13 protein-coding genes are annotated in these 14768 nt (G+C 69.5%); 9 read left to right on the forward strand and 4 right to left on the reverse strand.

What is annotated here, in order from left to right:
* Positions 1-10: 10 nt before the first annotated feature.
* On the reverse strand, positions 11-1348 hold the full coding sequence (trkA, locus tag LI336_RS04130; RefSeq protein WP_227131357.1) for a Trk system potassium transporter TrkA: 1338 nt from the start codon (positions 1346-1348) through the stop codon (positions 11-13).
* A 77-nt stretch (positions 1349-1425) separates the two neighbouring features.
* Entirely contained in the window at positions 1426-2478 is a 1053-nt protein-coding gene (locus LI336_RS04135) for a S66 family peptidase (RefSeq protein ID WP_227131358.1), read from the reverse strand.
* A gap of 114 nt (positions 2479-2592) precedes the next feature.
* Here LI336_RS04135 and LI336_RS04140 point away from each other — a divergent pair, with 114 nt between their 5' ends.
* On the forward strand, positions 2593-4260 hold the full coding sequence (locus tag LI336_RS04140; protein ID WP_227131359.1) for a cryptochrome/photolyase family protein: 1668 nt from the start codon (positions 2593-2595) through the stop codon (positions 4258-4260).
* A 56-nt stretch (positions 4261-4316) separates the two neighbouring features.
* Here the strand turns inward: LI336_RS04140 and LI336_RS04145 are convergent, their stop codons facing one another.
* Positions 4317-4772 carry a ferritin-like domain-containing protein gene (locus LI336_RS04145; protein ID WP_227131360.1) on the reverse strand — a complete coding sequence of 152 codons (456 nt, stop codon included), beginning with the start codon at positions 4770-4772 and terminating at the stop codon, positions 4317-4319.
* A 317-nt stretch (positions 4773-5089) separates the two neighbouring features.
* Here LI336_RS04145 and LI336_RS04150 point away from each other — a divergent pair, with 317 nt between their 5' ends.
* The 8 genes from LI336_RS04150 to LI336_RS04185 all read left to right on the forward strand — a co-directional run bounded on the left by LI336_RS04150 (position 5090) and on the right by LI336_RS04185 (position 14167).
* A complete protein-coding gene (locus tag LI336_RS04150) occupies positions 5090-6442 on the forward strand; it encodes a LeuA family protein (RefSeq protein WP_438267262.1) in 1353 nt (450 codons plus the stop codon).
* 469 nt (positions 6443-6911) lie between these two features.
* Complete coding sequence (gene ilvB / locus LI336_RS04155; RefSeq protein ID WP_227131361.1) at positions 6912-8735, forward strand: biosynthetic-type acetolactate synthase large subunit; 1824 nt, start codon at positions 6912-6914, stop codon at positions 8733-8735.
* 161 nt (positions 8736-8896) lie between these two features.
* Positions 8897-9619 (forward strand): acetolactate synthase small subunit, encoded by a 723-nt coding sequence (ilvN, locus tag LI336_RS20325; RefSeq protein ID WP_438267268.1) that lies wholly within the window; start codon positions 8897-8899, stop codon positions 9617-9619.
* Positions 9616-10668 (forward strand): ketol-acid reductoisomerase, encoded by a 1053-nt coding sequence (gene ilvC / locus LI336_RS04165; RefSeq protein WP_227131362.1) that lies wholly within the window; start codon positions 9616-9618, stop codon positions 10666-10668. Before ilvN ends, ilvC begins: the two co-directional genes overlap by 4 nt.
* Positions 10669-10690: 22 nt before the next feature.
* Entirely contained in the window at positions 10691-11044 is a 354-nt protein-coding gene (locus tag LI336_RS04170; protein ID WP_227131363.1) for a DUF7989 family protein, read from the forward strand.
* On the forward strand, positions 11041-12474 hold the full coding sequence (gene leuC, locus LI336_RS04175) for a 3-isopropylmalate dehydratase large subunit (protein ID WP_227131364.1): 1434 nt from the start codon (positions 11041-11043) through the stop codon (positions 12472-12474). Before LI336_RS04170 ends, leuC begins: the two co-directional genes overlap by 4 nt.
* Positions 12471-13178 carry a 3-isopropylmalate dehydratase small subunit gene (gene leuD, locus LI336_RS04180; protein WP_227131365.1) on the forward strand — a complete coding sequence of 236 codons (708 nt, stop codon included), beginning with the start codon at positions 12471-12473 and terminating at the stop codon, positions 13176-13178. The genes leuC and leuD overlap by 4 nt, the downstream gene beginning before the upstream one ends.
* Positions 13175-14167, forward strand: a complete 993-nt coding sequence (locus tag LI336_RS04185) for an isocitrate/isopropylmalate family dehydrogenase (RefSeq protein WP_227131366.1) — start codon at positions 13175-13177, stop codon at positions 14165-14167. The genes leuD and LI336_RS04185 overlap by 4 nt, the downstream gene beginning before the upstream one ends.
* 24 nt (positions 14168-14191) lie before the next feature.
* On the opposite strand, the gene LI336_RS04190 is transcribed toward LI336_RS04185, so the two are convergent.
* Positions 14192-14737, reverse strand: coding sequence for a DUF5799 family protein (locus LI336_RS04190; RefSeq protein WP_227131367.1), 546 nt, complete (start codon positions 14735-14737; stop codon positions 14192-14194).
* Positions 14738-14768 lie beyond the last annotated feature (31 nt).

The following is a 14768-nucleotide window of genomic DNA, read 5'->3' on the forward strand; positions in this document are numbered from 1 at the left end:
CGCGCCGCGTTCATGCGAGGGTCATGACGTCCTCGAGTGCGTCCGCGGCGACGAACAGGACGACGTGGTCGCCGGCGTGGATCTCGGTCTCGCCGCGCGGAACGACGAATTCGTGGTCGCGCGTTATCGCGCCGACGACGACGCCGTCGGGGAGGTCCCCGATGCTCTCACGTATCGGGCGACCGGTGAGGGCGCTGTCCGCGTCGACCTCGAACTCGACGACCTCCGCTTCGCGGCCCTCGATGAGCGAGAGGTTCTCGACGCGACCCTCCTGGGTGAACCGAACGATCTCCTCCGCGGTCGACCGCCGCGGGTTCACCGCGACGTCCACGCCAACGGTCTCGAAGAGGTGCGCGTACTCGCCGTTCTCGACGACCGCGACCGTGCGCTTCACGCCGACGTTCCGCGCGAGAAGGGAGACGAGGAGGTTCTTCTCGTCGCTGTCGGTCGCCGCGACGAGCGCGTCCGCGCGGTCGAGGCCCTCGGCGACGAGGAAGTCGACGTCCGTCGCGTCGTGCTCCATCACGAGCGCGCCCGGGAGGGCCTCGGCGAGTTCGCGCGCACGCTCCGGGTCGCGTTCGACGAGTCGTGGCTGCACGCCGCGGTCCGCGAGGAGGCGTGCGACGTGCGCGCCGATTGCGCTCCCGCCGACGACGACGAAGTCGTCGGCCTCGTCGAGTGCCTGGCCGGGAGCGACCGTTCGCGAGAACTCCTGGACGCCCGCTGGCGTCCCGATGACGACGACCTTGTCACCGCCTTCGAGGACAGTGTCGCCGCGTGGAATGGCGACCTCGCCGTCGTGAACGACCGCGGCGAACGTCAGCGACTCGAAGCGGTCGGCGTCCGCGACCGTCCGTCCGGCGACGTCGCTCTCGGCGGGTACCTGGAACTCCGCGACCTGCACGAGCCCACTCGCGAACGGGTCGACGTCGAGCGCGCCGGGAACGCCGATGACGCGCACGATGTCCTGCGCGGTGAGGAGGTCGGTCGACACCATGACGTCCACGTCGAACGCGCCCTGGGACGCCTGCCACGTGTCGAGGAGTTCGACGTTGCGGACGCGAGCGATCGTGAGCGGGTCGCCGAGCGTCTTCGCGGTCCCGCAGACGACGAGGTTCGTCTCGTCCTGGTCGGTGCTCGCGACGAGCAGGTCCGCCTCCTCCACGCCCGCTTCCCTGAGCGTCTCGCGGGACGCCCCGTCGCCTTCGAGCGCGAGGATGTCCATCGAGTACGTGAGTTCCTCGACGGTCGCCGGGTCGCGTTCGACGACGACGACGTCGTGGTCGGCCGAGAGGCTCGCGGCGATGTTCGACCCGACCTCGCCAGCGCCGACGACGACTATCCGCACGCCATCACCCGCGACGCGAGCGTGTTCTCGTTCATCTGCCCGACCGTACGGGCACCTCGATGAAAAGTCGTTCCCGCCTACTGGAACCGGATCGTCTCGCTCGCGGGGTCGACGTCGACCTCGCCGCCGATGGGGATGGGGCACGTCGGGTACGTGTGTCCGAACTCGCAGTCGAACACGAGTACTGCGTCGGGGTTGTACGTCTCGAAGACGTCGGTGATGGCGTCGCGCTGGCGGTCGCGGTAGTCCGCGCGCCACTCAGGTGGGTTGTCCTCGAGGTGGCTGCGGGCGGCGGCGCGCCCGACGAGGACACCGTCGAACCGTTCGAGGAGGCCGCGTTCGCCGAGCGCGCGCAGGTTCGCCTTGACGAAGTCGGGATTGGGGATGCCTTCGCTCGTCTCGAGTGCGAGGATGGCGCCGTCGAGCTCGCGTTCGTCGGGGACGTAGCGGTCCGCAAGGAACTGCTCGACGAGGGTCTCGTAGCAGCCGCCCCAGACCCGTCCCGAGACGGGGTCGTCGCCGCCGCGCCAGACGCGGCCGTCGCTCTCCTCTATCTCGCGGCGTTCCTCGAGGGCCTCGGGGTCCTCCCAGTCGCCGGCCTCGTCGGTGAAGACGTCCGCTTCGGTCCACTCGCCGATGACGTCGTCGAACAGTGCGCGCCCGAGGTACTCGCGGGTGTACTCGAACAGTTCGCCGTCCATCGCGTACTCGGTGAGCGTCGACCCGCCGTAGTACGAGACGACGCCCTGGTTCCAGAGGAACAGGGCGAGGTTCGTGTTGTCCGACCACCCGTAGAACCGCGTCGGGTGCTCGCGGAGGACGTCGGCGTCGAGGTACGGGAGGACGCGTATCTGGTCGTGGCCGCCGATGTTCGCGACGACCGCCGAGATGTCGGGGTCGCGGAACGCGTCCATGACGTCCTCGGCGCGCGCTTCGGGGTTGTCGGCGAGCCACTCGGGGTCGGCGGTCGCGGTCGGGTACTCGACGGGTTCGAGGTCGAAGGCCTCGCGCATCCGCTGGAGGCCGAGCTCGTAGACGTGACTCGCGAACTCGGGGTTCGTCGACGCTGGGGCGACGACCGCGACCTTGTCGCCGCGTTCGACCGGTGGCGGGGTGACGAAGTCCGGCATACGCGAGCCGTCGCCCGCGTCCGACTTGAACCTGACCCGGGCGTGACACGCAGTGACGGACTACCGAACAGCGTCGGCCCGGGGGATAACACCCTCGCGCCCCAACACCCGAACATGAACGTACTCGTTCTCGGCGACCAGCTCACGACGCGAGCTGGCCCGCTCGCGGACGCGACCCCCGGCGAGGACCGAGTCGTCCTCGTCGAATCCACCGGGTTCGCACGCCGGAAACGCTACCATCCGCACAAGCTCGTGCTCGTGTTCGCCGCGATGCGACACTTCCGTGACCGCCTCCGCGAGGCAGGGTTCGACGTCGACTACCACCGCGTCGACTCCTTCGAGGCCGGCTTCCGCGAGTACCTCCGCGAGCACCCCGAGGCGGACCTCGCGACGATGCGACCCGCGAGTCACGGTTCGGGGGAGGCGCTCGTGGAGACGTTCGCGGCCGCTCGCGACGCCGTCGCCGACCGCGAAGGGGCGGACCGCGACGCACCGAGTGCGCGCCTGCTCGTCCGCGAGAACGAGACGTTCCTCTGCTCGCCGGACGAGTTCGACGACTGGGCGGAGGACGACGACGGCACGATGCCGGAGTCGTTCCGCCACGAGACGTTCTACCGGTGGATGCGCGAACGCACGGGCGTCCTCGTCGACGACGGCGACCCCGTCGGCGGCGAGTGGAACTTCGACGACGAGAACCGCGGGTTCCCGCGGCCGGAGGAGCGCTTCCCGGACCCGCCCGACCACGGCGTCCGCGACGACCCGGTCGTTCGCGAGGTCGCCGACTGGGTCGCCGACGAGTTCGAGACGTGGCCGGCCGTCGACGACGGCGACACCATCGTCCACGGGGACGCCCAGCACGCCGACGGGACCCACGACGAGGGCGCCGGCCTCGCGCCGTTCCGCTGGCCCGTCACGCGCGAGGGTGCGCTCGCGGAACTGGACGCGTTCGTCGAGGAGCGCCTGCCCGCGTTCGGCCCGTACCAGGACGCGATGATAGAGCGCTCCTGGCACCTGAACCACTCGCTGCTCTCGCCCGCGGTCAACCTCGGCCTGCTCTCCTCGCGCGAGTGCATCGACGCGGCCGTCGACGCGTACCACGACGCGGAATCGACTGACGGCGAGGACGGCATCGCGCTCGCGAGCGTCGAGGGGTTCGTCCGCCAGCTCCTGGGGTGGCGCGAGTTCGTCCGGCACGTCTACCGGCACCGGATGCCCGAGCTGACCGACGCGAACCAACTGGATGCGACCGAGGACCTCCCCGAGCTGTACTGGTCGGGCGACACCGACATGCGCTGCATGGCGTCGGCGGTCGGGCACGTCCGCGAACGCGGATACGCGCACCACATCGAGCGCCTGATGCTCCTCTCGAACTTCGCGACGACGTACGGCGCCGACCCCCAGGCACTCAACCGCTGGTTCCACCTCGGGTTCGTCGACGCCTACCACTGGGTGACGACGCCGAACGTCGTCGGCATGGGGACGTTCGCCAGTCCCGCACTCTCCACGAAACCGTACGTCTCCTCGGCGAACTACGTCGGGAAGATGAGCGACCACTGCGCGAACTGCGCGTACGACCCGGACGCGACCACGGGCGACGACGCCTGCCCGTTCAACGCGCTCTACTGGGACTTCCTCGCCGAACACGAGGACGACCTCCGGTCGAATCACCGCATGGGGCTCGTGTACTCGCACGTCGACCGGAAGCGAGAGAACGACGACCTGGAGGCGGTCCGCGAACGCGCGAGCGAGATCCGCGAGCTGGGCGCTGGCGGCGAGTTGTAACCGCGAGAATCGGGGGTCGATACGGCGACGGCCGCGCCCTCACCGCGTCGTCCGCGTCAGTCCTGTTTGTACTCCGTGCGGTACCCGCGGAACTCCGTGCGGTGGGCTTCCTCGTCCGCGAGTAGCGTCACGGCGAGGTCCTCGGTCACGGGGTCGTCGGCCTCCTCGGCCGCGTCGATGAGTGCGCGGTACGTCGCGATGGCGTCCTCCTCGGCTTCGAGCACGCCCTCGATGACCGAGAGGACGTCTGTGGTGTCCTCGGGCGGCTGGAGGCTGTGCTGGTTCGCCTGGAACTCGGCGCTCCCCGGCGGCGCCTCCTCGAGTTGCTTCAGGCGCTCGCCGAGCTGCTGGGAGTGCGTGAGCTCCTCCTGGATGTCCGTCTGGAGGCTCTCCTTGATCTCCTCGGCGCGCACGCCGTCGAGGACGATGGCGTTCGTCTGGTAGTTCATCACGGTCTCGATCTCGTCCTGGTACGCCTTCTTGAGGAGTCGAACGACCTCTTTATCTGCCATACGAACTAGTACGACCGCATCCCCCTTAACGACTCGTCCATGACACGTGTGGTGCCGGTTCGTGCGTCGCGTGCGCGCTCGCGACAGCGGACTCACGGGACCGTGTCGTTTCGCGCGACCGTGCCGTCGCGGCCCTTCGGCCGGCGCGTGGACGTGCTCCGAGCGCTTCGAGTTGGACGACCGATTGGGCTCGCGGCGCGCGCCAGCACCGATTCTGTTCGTTGTCAAATTCTGCGCTCGCAGGAAAGTACATCACGATAGTTCAAACGCGGTTCGACACCATACCACACGGCAGTGACCAAGGATATATAAGGAGTATGTACACGCCGCAGTCGTGCGGTTTCTCGCGCGCCGACCATGGTCGCCCACGGGGAGGGGGCCGGCAAGAACTGTCTGGGCGGAACGCTTTAATACCACCTTCCCCCTGGGACCGAGTACGATGTCATCCAACGACACGTCCCGCTCTGACACCAGTCAGGGCGATCGAGTTCTTCAAGGGCACTTTGGACGCTACGACTGAGATCGACGCCGCGCGCGTCTTCGACACGACGCTGCGCGACGGTGAACAGAGTCCGCGGACTTCATTCAGCTACGAAGACAAGCGCGAGATAGCAGCGGCGCTCGACGACATGGGCACCCACGTCATCGAGGCAGGGTTCCCCGTGAACTCCGACGCGGAGTTCGAGGCCGTCCGCGACATCGCCAGCTCCACGACAGCGACGACGTGTGGACTGGCGCGCGTCGTGGACAAGGACGTCGAAGCCGCTCTGGACGCCGGCGTGGACATGGTCCACGTGTTCGCGAGCACCAGCGACGTCCAGATAGAGGACTCCATGCACTCGACGCGCGCGGACGTCAAACAGCGCTCCGTCGAGGCCGTGGAGCGCGTCGCCGAGTCGGGGACGACCGTGATGTTCTCCCCGATGGACGCGACGCGCACCGACGAGGACTACCTCGTCGAGATGGTCGAGGCCGTCACCGACGCCGGCGTCGACTGGATCAACGTCCCGGACACGTGCGGGGTCGCGACCCCGACGCGGTTCGGGGACCTCATCGAGGTCGTCGACGCGCACACGACCGCGAACATCGACGTGCACACGCACGACGACTTCGGGCTGGCGACCGCGAACGCGCTCGCCGGCATCGAAGCGGGCGCGGACCAGGCGCAGGTGTCGGTGAACTCCATCGGCGAACGCGCCGGGAACGCCGCCTACGAGGAGTACGTGATGGCGGTCGAGTCGCTCTACCAGACCGACACCGGTATCGACACGACCCAGATCACGACGCTGTCGAAGCTCGTCGAGGCGAAGTCCGGTATCGACGTCCCGGGGAACAAGCCGGTGACTGGCGCGAACGCGTTCAGTCACGAGTCCGGTATCCACGCGGCCGGCGTCATCGAGAACTCGGACACGTTCGAGCCGGGCGTGATGACGCCCGCGATGGTCGGCGCGACGCGCGAGCTCGTGATGGGCAAGCACACGGGCGCGCACAGCGTCCGCGAGCGCCTGACCGACGCCGGGTTCGAGCCGACCGACGAGGAGGTACGCGCCGTGACGCGGCGCGTGAAGGACAAGGGCGCCGACGACGAGCGCGTGACGATGCAGGACGTCGAGGCGTTCGCGCACGAGGTCGGCGTCACCAAGGAGGACCACGAGGAGGTCCGCGCGTGAGGGCCTCGGTCCGTTCGACAGCACCCCCCGCGAGCCCGCGCTCCAGCGACCGTTCGGGCGGCTGGACGGCAAGCGGCCGTCCCGCCAGTGGTCGTCGACCGCGAGCACGCGCCGGTAACGATTGCACGGCCCGCAAGAGCTATACGGCCGGTCGCCTTCAGCGGGAGGTACATGCAGTCGACCGTCGCGACCGCGGGCGCGCTCCTCGCCGGGAGCGACGGTGCCGTCGTACGGACCATCGGTATTGTAGGGGCGTAAGCGCCCCTACTATCCCTCTCCTTCGACCCCGCGTATCGTTCGACCATCACCACCGAGTCCGTTCGACAGCACGACGACAGATGCCCGCAGCACACACCACACACGCACGACGCACGCAGCCACTGACGCACCGACATTCGACAGCCACCACGGGGACCGCCGGGTCACGTGACCGTTCGGCGTCGACGCCACGCACGGCGGGGTGGTGGGCGTGAGCGAACGCGCCCAGGCCGCCGCCGAGTCGGAGGCCGAGCCCGCCACGGAGACCGACGCCGAAAGCGCCACGACGGACGCGTCGGAGACCGCCGCGGACGAGACGACGGACGCGCGGACGCCGGTGACGACGGGCGCGCAGTCGGTCGTCCGGTCCCTCGAGAACGCCGGCGTCGAGCACTGCTTCGGCGTGCAAGGCGGCGCGATCATGCCCGTCTACGACGCGGTGTTCGACTCCGAGTTGAATCACTACATGATGGCGCACGAGCAGGCCGCGGCGCACGCCGCTGACGCGTACGGGATCGTCGCCGGGAGGCCCGGCGTGTGCCTCGCGACCTCGGGGCCGGGGGCGACGAACCTCGTCACCGGCATCGCGGACGCGAACATGGACAGCGACCCGATGGTCGCACTCACCGGCCAGGTGCCGACGGAGTTCGTCGGGAACGACGCGTTCCAGGAGACGGACACGACCGGCGTCACCGCGCCCATCACGAAGGACAACACGTTCGCGGCGAGCTCGGACCGCGTCGGCGACGACGTCGGCGAGGCGTTCGCGCTCGCGGCCACGGGCCGACCGGGGCCGACGCTCGTCGACCTGCCGAAGGACGTCACGCAGGGCGACACCGACCGGGAGCCGGGGCCGGCGACGCCCCCGGACACGTACCACGTCCAAGAGCGCGCGCCCGCTGACGCGGTGCAGGACGCGGCGCGCACCATCGAGGACTCGAACGAGCCAGTGCTCCTGTTCGGCGGTGGCGTCATCAAGGGCGACGCGACCGAGGCGGCCCGCGAGTTCGCCAAGGAGTACGAGATCCCGGTCGTGACGACGATGCCGGCGCTCGGGTCGTTCCCCGAGGACCACGAGTTGAGCCTGGAGATGGGCGGGATGCACGGTACCGGGTACGCGAACATGGCGCTCACGCACACCGACTGCCTGATCGCGGTCGGGTGCCGGTTCGACGACCGCCTCACTGGCGGTATCGAGACGTTCGCGCCCGACGCCGAGGTCGTCCACATCGACATCGACCCCGCGGAGATCAGCAAGAACGTCGAGGCCGATCATCCGCTCGTCGGCGACGCGGGAACCGTCCTCACGCAGCTGGACGCCGCGATGGACGAGCAGCCGTCGGCGACGAAGTGGCGCGCAACGTGCAAGCAGTGGCAGTCCGAGTACCCGATGGACTACGCCGCGCCGCGCGACGAACCCCTCAAGCCGCAGTTCGTCGTCGAGGCGTACGACGCCGCCACGAGCGACGACGCCATCGTCACGACCGGCGTCGGCCAACACCAGATGTGGGCGGCGCAGTACTGGACGTACACCGAACCGCGGACGTGGGTGAGCAGTCACGGCCTCGGCACGATGGGGTACGGGCTCCCTGCCGCCATCGGCGCACGCATCGCCGCGGACGCCGAGGGCAAGGAGGACGCCGCCGTCATCGCGTTCGAGGGCGACGGGTCGTTCCTGATGACGATGCAGGAGCTCGCGGTCGCGGTCCGCGAGAACCTCGACGTCACGGTCGCGGTCCTGAACAACGAGTACATCGGGATGGTCCGCCAGTGGCAGGACGCGTTCTTCGACGGCCGGCACTCCGCGAGCGACTACGGGTGGTGTCCGGACTTCGCGAAGCTCGCGGAGGCCTTCGGCGCGAAGGGCATCGCGGTCGAGGAGTACGACGAGGTCGCCGACGCCGTCCAGGAGTCCGTCGAGTACGACGGGCCGGCGGTCGTCGACTTCCGCGTCGACCCGGCGGAGAACGTCTACCCGATGGTTCCGAGCGGTGGCGACAACGGCCAGTTCGCGCTGGCGGAGGACCAGTTATGAGCGACGAATCGACTGACGACGCACAGCGAGCAGCGGGCGAATCGACTGACGACGCACAGCGAGCAGCGGGCGAATCGACTGATAGCACGCAGCGGACGGGTGACGAATCGCACGACGAGACGGTTGCGCCGCGGGCGCGTGCGGACCATCGCCGCGAGGGCCTGGAAGGGCCGACGCCGGGGGAGCGTCCGGTGCCGCGCGGGAAGCGGAACTCGCAGGGCATCCGCATCGACCCGGAGGTCGAGGCGGAGCGCGAGCCACGGCGTGCGGTCATCAGCGTGCTGGTCGCGCACGAGCCCGGCGTGCTGTCGGAGGTGTCGAGTCTCTTCAGTCGCCGACAGTTCAACATCGAGAGTCTGACCGTCGGTGCGACGAACGACCCGGAGCGTGCGCGCATCACGGTCGTCGTCGAGGAGCCCGACCCGGGCATCGACCAGGTCGAGAAGCAACTGCGGAAGCTCGTCCCGGTCATCTCGGTGCGCGAGCTCGACCCCGACGCGGTGCGTCGGGAGCTCGCGATCATCAAGGTCGACGCGGCGGACCCGAGCGAGGTCGCCGCGGTCGCGGACATGTACGACGCGCGGACCGTCGACGCGTCCCGGGAGACGGTGACCGTCGAGGTCACGGGCTCCAGACAGAAGATCGAGGGCGCGATCGACACGCTCGGCCAGTTCGGCGTGCGCGAGATAACGCGGACGGGAACGGCCGCCCAGGCCCGGGGCACGGACAGCACGGCCGGGACACCACCGGCGGAGACGACCGGGCAGACCGAGGCGGCGGCGGCAGCCACCGACGGCGGCGAACCCGCCGACGCCGCTGGCGCGAGCGACGACGGCGAACCGAAAGACGCAACGGTGGACGACGCAACCACGGAGCAAGCATGACAGACGACGAGTTCAGTACGACGGTGTACTACGACGACGACGCTGACGAATCGTACCTCCAATCGAAGACGGTCGCGGTACTCGGCTACGGGAGCCAGGGGCACGCCCACGCGTTGAACCTCCACGAGAGCGGTTTCGACGTCGTGGTCGGCCTGCGCGAGTCCTCGGACTCGTGGCCGGTCGCCGAGGACGACGGGCTGGACGTGGCGACGCCGCGCGAGGCCGCCGAGCAGGCGGACGTCGTGAGCGTCCTCGTCCCGGACACCGTCCAGCCGGCGGTCTACGAGCAGATCAAGCCCGCGCTCGAGGAAGGCGACACCCTCCAGTTCGCACACGGGTTCAACGTACACTACAACCAGATCGAGCCCCCCGAGGGCGTGGACGTGACGCTCGTCGCGCCGAAGTCCCCCGGCCACATCGTTCGCCGGAACTACGAGCGCGACGAGGGCACGCCCGGCCTGCTCGCGGTCTACCAGGACGAGACCGGCGAAGCAGCTCAGGAGGCCCTGGCGTACGCGAAGGGCATCGGCTGCACGCGAGCGGGCGTCATCGAGACGACGTTCGCGGAGGAGACCGAGACCGACCTGTTCGGCGAACAGGCCGTCCTCTGCGGCGGCGTCACGTCGCTCGTCAAGCAGGGGTACGAGACGCTCGTCGACGCGGGCTACAGCCCGGAGATGGCGTACTTCGAGTGCCTGAACGAGCTGAAGCTCATCGTCGACCTGATGTACGAGGACGGGCTCGGCGGGATGTGGCACTCCGTCAGTGACACGGCAGAGTACGGCGGGTTGACGCGCGGCGACCGCGTCGTCGACGACCACGCTCGCGAGAAGATGGAGGAAGTGCTCGAGGAGGTCCAGAACGGCGAGTTCGCCCGCGAGTGGATCGCGGAGAACCAGGCCGGTCGGCCGAGCTACACGCAGCGAAAGCGCGCCGAGGAGAACCACGAGATCGAGGCCGTCGGCGAGGACCTCCGCGGGCTGTTCTCGTGGAACGACGACGCCGAGAGCGACGAGCAGGAATCAGCGCCAGCGGCCGCGGACGACTAACCAACAGATACATTCCACAGCAATGACCGAGAACCAGCGAGACGCCGACGAGAACGCGACGCCGATGCGAGCGGTCAGTCACACGAACCCGTACACGAACGAATCCATGGGGTCGGTCTTCGAGCACGGCGTGACCGTCGTCGCCGACGGCGGCCGACGCGACGCCGTCGACGAGGACCCGGACGCGGCCGTCGACGCGGACGCGGCCCCGGACGACGAACCGTTCGACGACGCGGACGCGGCCCCGGACGACGACGCCGAGGACGACGCGGACGGAACGCCGATGAAGGACGTATCGCACGAGGCCCCGAGCGGGGGTCACGGGAATCGCATGTTCGAGCGCGTCGGCGACACGACCGACGTCACAGAGGAATGAGCGAGGGCACGCTCTACGACGAGGTCTGGGAACGCCATCGGGTTGACACCCTCCCGACCGGCCAGGACCAGCTGTTCGTGGGGCTGCACCTCGTGCACGAGGTGACGAGCCCGCAGGCGTTCGGGATGCTCGAGGAGCGGGACATGGACGTCGCCTATCCGGAGTTGACGCACGCGACGGTCGACCACATCGTGCCGACCGCCGACCAGTCGCGGCCGTTCGACGACGACGCCGCGGAGACGATGATGACCGAGCTCGAGGAGAACGTCCGCGACGCCGGCATCGACTTCTCGCATCCCGGCACCGGCGACCAGGGTATCGTGCACGTCGTCGGCCCCGAGCAGGGCCTCACGCAGCCCGGGAAGACCATCGTCTGCGGGGACTCCCATACGAGCACGCACGGCGCGTTCGGCGCGCTCGCGTTCGGTATCGGCACGAGCCAGATCCGGGACGTGCTCGCGACGGGCTGTATCGCGATGGAGAAGCAGGACGTCCGCCGCATCGACGTCACTGGCGACCTCGGGGACGGCGTCGAGGCGAAGGACGTCATCCTCCAGATCATCCGCAAGCTCGGTACGGACGGTGGCGTCGGGTACGTCTACGAGTACGGCGGGAGCGCGGTCGAAGCGCTCGGGATGGAGGGTCGGATGAGCATCTGCAACATGAGCGTCGAGGGCGGTGCTCGCGCCGGGTACGTGAACCCCGACGAGACGACCTACGAGTTCCTGGAGGGCCGCGACCGCGTCCCCGACGGCGACGAGTACGAGGAACTGAAGGCGTACTGGGAGTCGATCCGCTCCGACGACGACGCGACCTACGACGACGTCGTCGAGATAGACGGGGACGCGCTCCCGCCGATGGTGACGTGGGGGACGACGCCCGGGCAGGGCGTCGGCGTCGACGAACCCATCCCCGCCCCCGAGGACCTGCCCGCGGACAAGCAGGACACGGCGCGGCGCGCACAGGAGCACATGGGCGTCGAGCCCGGCGACACCATGGCGGGCTACGAGGTGGACGTGACGTTCCTCGGGTCCTGTACGAACGCGCGACTCCCGGACCTGCGTCGGGCGGCGAGCGTCGTCGCGGGCCGCGAGGTCCACGAGGACGTCCGCGCGCTCGTCGTCCCCGGTAGCCAGCGCGTGCAGAAGGCCGCCGAGGAGGAGGGGCTGGCGGACGTGTTCCGCGACGCCGGCTTCGAGTGGCGGAACGCGGGCTGCTCGATGTGCCTCGGGATGAACGAGGACCAGCTTGAGGGCGACGAGGCGTGCGCGAGCTCGTCGAACCGGAACTTCGTCGGCCGCATGGGGTCGAAGGAGGGGAAGACCATCCTCATGAACCCCCAGATGGTCGCCGCGGCGGCGATCCACGGCGAGGTGACGGACGTCCGCGACGTCGACCGCGTCGACCCCGAGGAGGTGACCGAAGCATGAGTAGCGACGCCAGCGACGGGAACGACGGCCCGGCGGAGATCGTCGAGCACGTCTCGGGGACCGGCGTCCCCATCCGCGGGAACGACATCGACACGGACCAGATCATCCCCGCGCGCTTCCTGAAGGTCGTGACGTTCGACGGCCTCGGGCAGTTCGCGTTCTTCGACCAGCGGTTCACGGACGACGACGAGGAGAAGGCGCACCCGATGAACGAGGACCGGTTCCGGTCGGGGAGCGTGATGGTCACGAACAAGAACTTCGGCTGTGGGTCCTCGCGCGAGCACGCCCCGCAAGCGCTGATGCGGTGGGGTATCGACGCGCTCGTCGGCGAGAGCTTCGCCGAGATCTTCGCGGGGAACTGCCTCGCGCTCGGCATCCCGACAGTCACCGCGGACGAGGCGACCGTCGAGGCCATCCAGGACTGGGTGGACGAGCACCCGAACGGCGACGTCGACGTGGACGTCGCGGACGAGACCGTGACGTACGGCGACACCACCGTCGACGTGACGGTCGACGACGCGCAGCGGAAGGCGCTCGTAGACGGCGTCTGGGACACGACCGCGCTCATGGCGAGCAACGCGGACGCGGTCGCGGACACCGCCGCGAGCCTCCCGTACGTCGACGACGACGTCGTCGCGAACGCACGCGCTCGCATCGACGCGTCCGGCGACGACGCGACCGCGAACGGCGGGGGCGACGCGTGACCGCCGAACGCATCGCGGTCGTCCCCGGCGACGGCATCGGCCAGGAGGTCGTTCCGGTCGCCGTCGACGTCCTCGACGCGGTCGGGAACTTCGAGTTCGTGCACGCGAACGCCGGCGACGCGGTCGCCGCGGAGACCGGCGACCCGCTCCCCGACGCGACGTACGAGACCGTCGCGGACGCGGACGCGACCGTCTTCGGCGCGGCCGGCGAGACCGCGGCCGACGTCGTGCTCCCGCTCCGCGAGGCAGTGGATTCGTTTGCGAACGTACGGCCGGCGCGCGCGTACCCAGGCGTGGACGCGCTCCAGCCCGAGACGGACATCGTGTTCGTCCGCGAGAACACCGAGGGCGTCTACGCGGGTATCGAGGACGAGATCGCCGACGGCGTGTCGACGCTCACCAGGGTCGTCACCGACGACGCCTCCAGGGACATCGCCGAGTTCGGGTTCGACTACGCGGTCGAGAACGGCTACGACGACGTCACCGTCGCGCACAAGGCGAACGTGATGCGCGAGACCGACGGCCGGTTCCTCGACCGCTGCCGCGAGGTCGCGCGCGACCACCCCGCGGTCGACGAGCGCGAGTTCGAGGAGGCGCTCATGGACGCTCTGGCGATGCACCTCGTGCAGCGCCCGACGGACTACGGCGTCGTCGTCTGCCCGAACCTCGCCGGCGACGTCCTCTCGGACCTCGCCGCCGGCCTCGTCGGCGGCCTCGGGCTGCTGCCGAGCGCGAACGTCGGCCGCGAGAACGGCCTGTTCGAGCCCGTGCACGGGAGCGCACCCGACATCGCCGGCGACGGCGTCGCGAACCCGAGCGCGACCGTGCTCTCCGCGGCGATGCTGCTGGAGCACCTCGGGTACGACGCAGAAGCGGGGCGCGTCCGCACCGCCGTCGAGACGGTGCTCGACGCCGGCCCGCGGACGCCCGACCTCGGCGGCAACGCGACCACCGGAGACGTCGGGAACGCCATCCTCGACGAACTCTAACCGTTCACAGCCGTTCTTCCGTCGTTACTCGTCGCGACCAGCGTCCGCTCCGTCGGTCGTGCCAGCGTCCTCCCTGGCTCCCTCGCTCCCGCCAGCGTCCTCCGCGGCGGCGACGGCGCACACCTCCTCCCAGCGACCCTTCGCTTCGAGGTGGTTCTGGAGTTCGCGCCCGTACTCGCCGGCGAGCTCGCGCGCCGTCTCGGCGCGGGCCGCGTAGTCCTCGTCGCTCGACCCGCCACCGCCGAGACCGAGCGCGCTCTTCACGCCATCGAAGAAGCTCCCGCCCGACCCGCCGACGTCGCTCTTCCCGCCGCCGGCGCCACCGAGCGCGCCCATCTGCTCCTGGATGTTCTCCAGCTCCGGCATGATGGCCTCGAGGTTCGTCGCGTCGCGGTCGACGACGATACTCGCCGCCTCGGGGTCGTCGGGGTCGTCGATGGTGTACTGCGTCGCACTCATGATGAGACTCCACTCCTGGTTCGAGAACTCCGACCCAGTGACGCGGTCGTTGAACTCCTGGTCGACGGACATCCGCTCGCCGACGACGCGGTTCGTCCACTCTTCGGTCATACCCACGGCTACGCCCACGCGTCGTATCAGC

The organism is Halorubellus salinus, from assembly GCF_020567525.1.
GTDB classification, from domain to species: Archaea; Halobacteriota; Halobacteria; order Halobacteriales; family Natrialbaceae; genus Halorubellus; species Halorubellus salinus.

Bases quoted from the DNA above. Each gene is read 5' to 3' on its own strand.
- LI336_RS04170 (WP_227131363.1), top strand. From the start codon at position 10,691: ATGACCGAGAACCAGCGAGACGCCGACGAGAACGCGACGCCGATGCGA.
- LI336_RS04150 (WP_438267262.1), top strand. From the start codon at position 5,090: ATGTACACGCCGCAGTCGTGCGGTTTCTCGCGCGCCGACCATGGTCGC.
- LI336_RS04140 (WP_227131359.1), top strand. From the start codon at position 2,593: ATGAACGTACTCGTTCTCGGCGACCAGCTCACGACGCGAGCTGGCCCG.
- ilvC (WP_227131362.1), top strand. From the start codon at position 9,616: ATGACAGACGACGAGTTCAGTACGACGGTGTACTACGACGACGACGCT.
- leuD (WP_227131365.1), top strand. From the start codon at position 12,471: ATGAGTAGCGACGCCAGCGACGGGAACGACGGCCCGGCGGAGATCGTC.
- LI336_RS04135 (WP_227131358.1), bottom strand. From the start codon at position 2,478: ATGCCGGACTTCGTCACCCCGCCACCGGTCGAACGCGGCGACAAGGTC.
- LI336_RS04145 (WP_227131360.1), bottom strand. From the start codon at position 4,772: ATGGCAGATAAAGAGGTCGTTCGACTCCTCAAGAAGGCGTACCAGGAC.
- LI336_RS04190 (WP_227131367.1), bottom strand. From the start codon at position 14,737: ATGACCGAAGAGTGGACGAACCGCGTCGTCGGCGAGCGGATGTCCGTC.
- leuC (WP_227131364.1), top strand. From the start codon at position 11,041: ATGAGCGAGGGCACGCTCTACGACGAGGTCTGGGAACGCCATCGGGTT.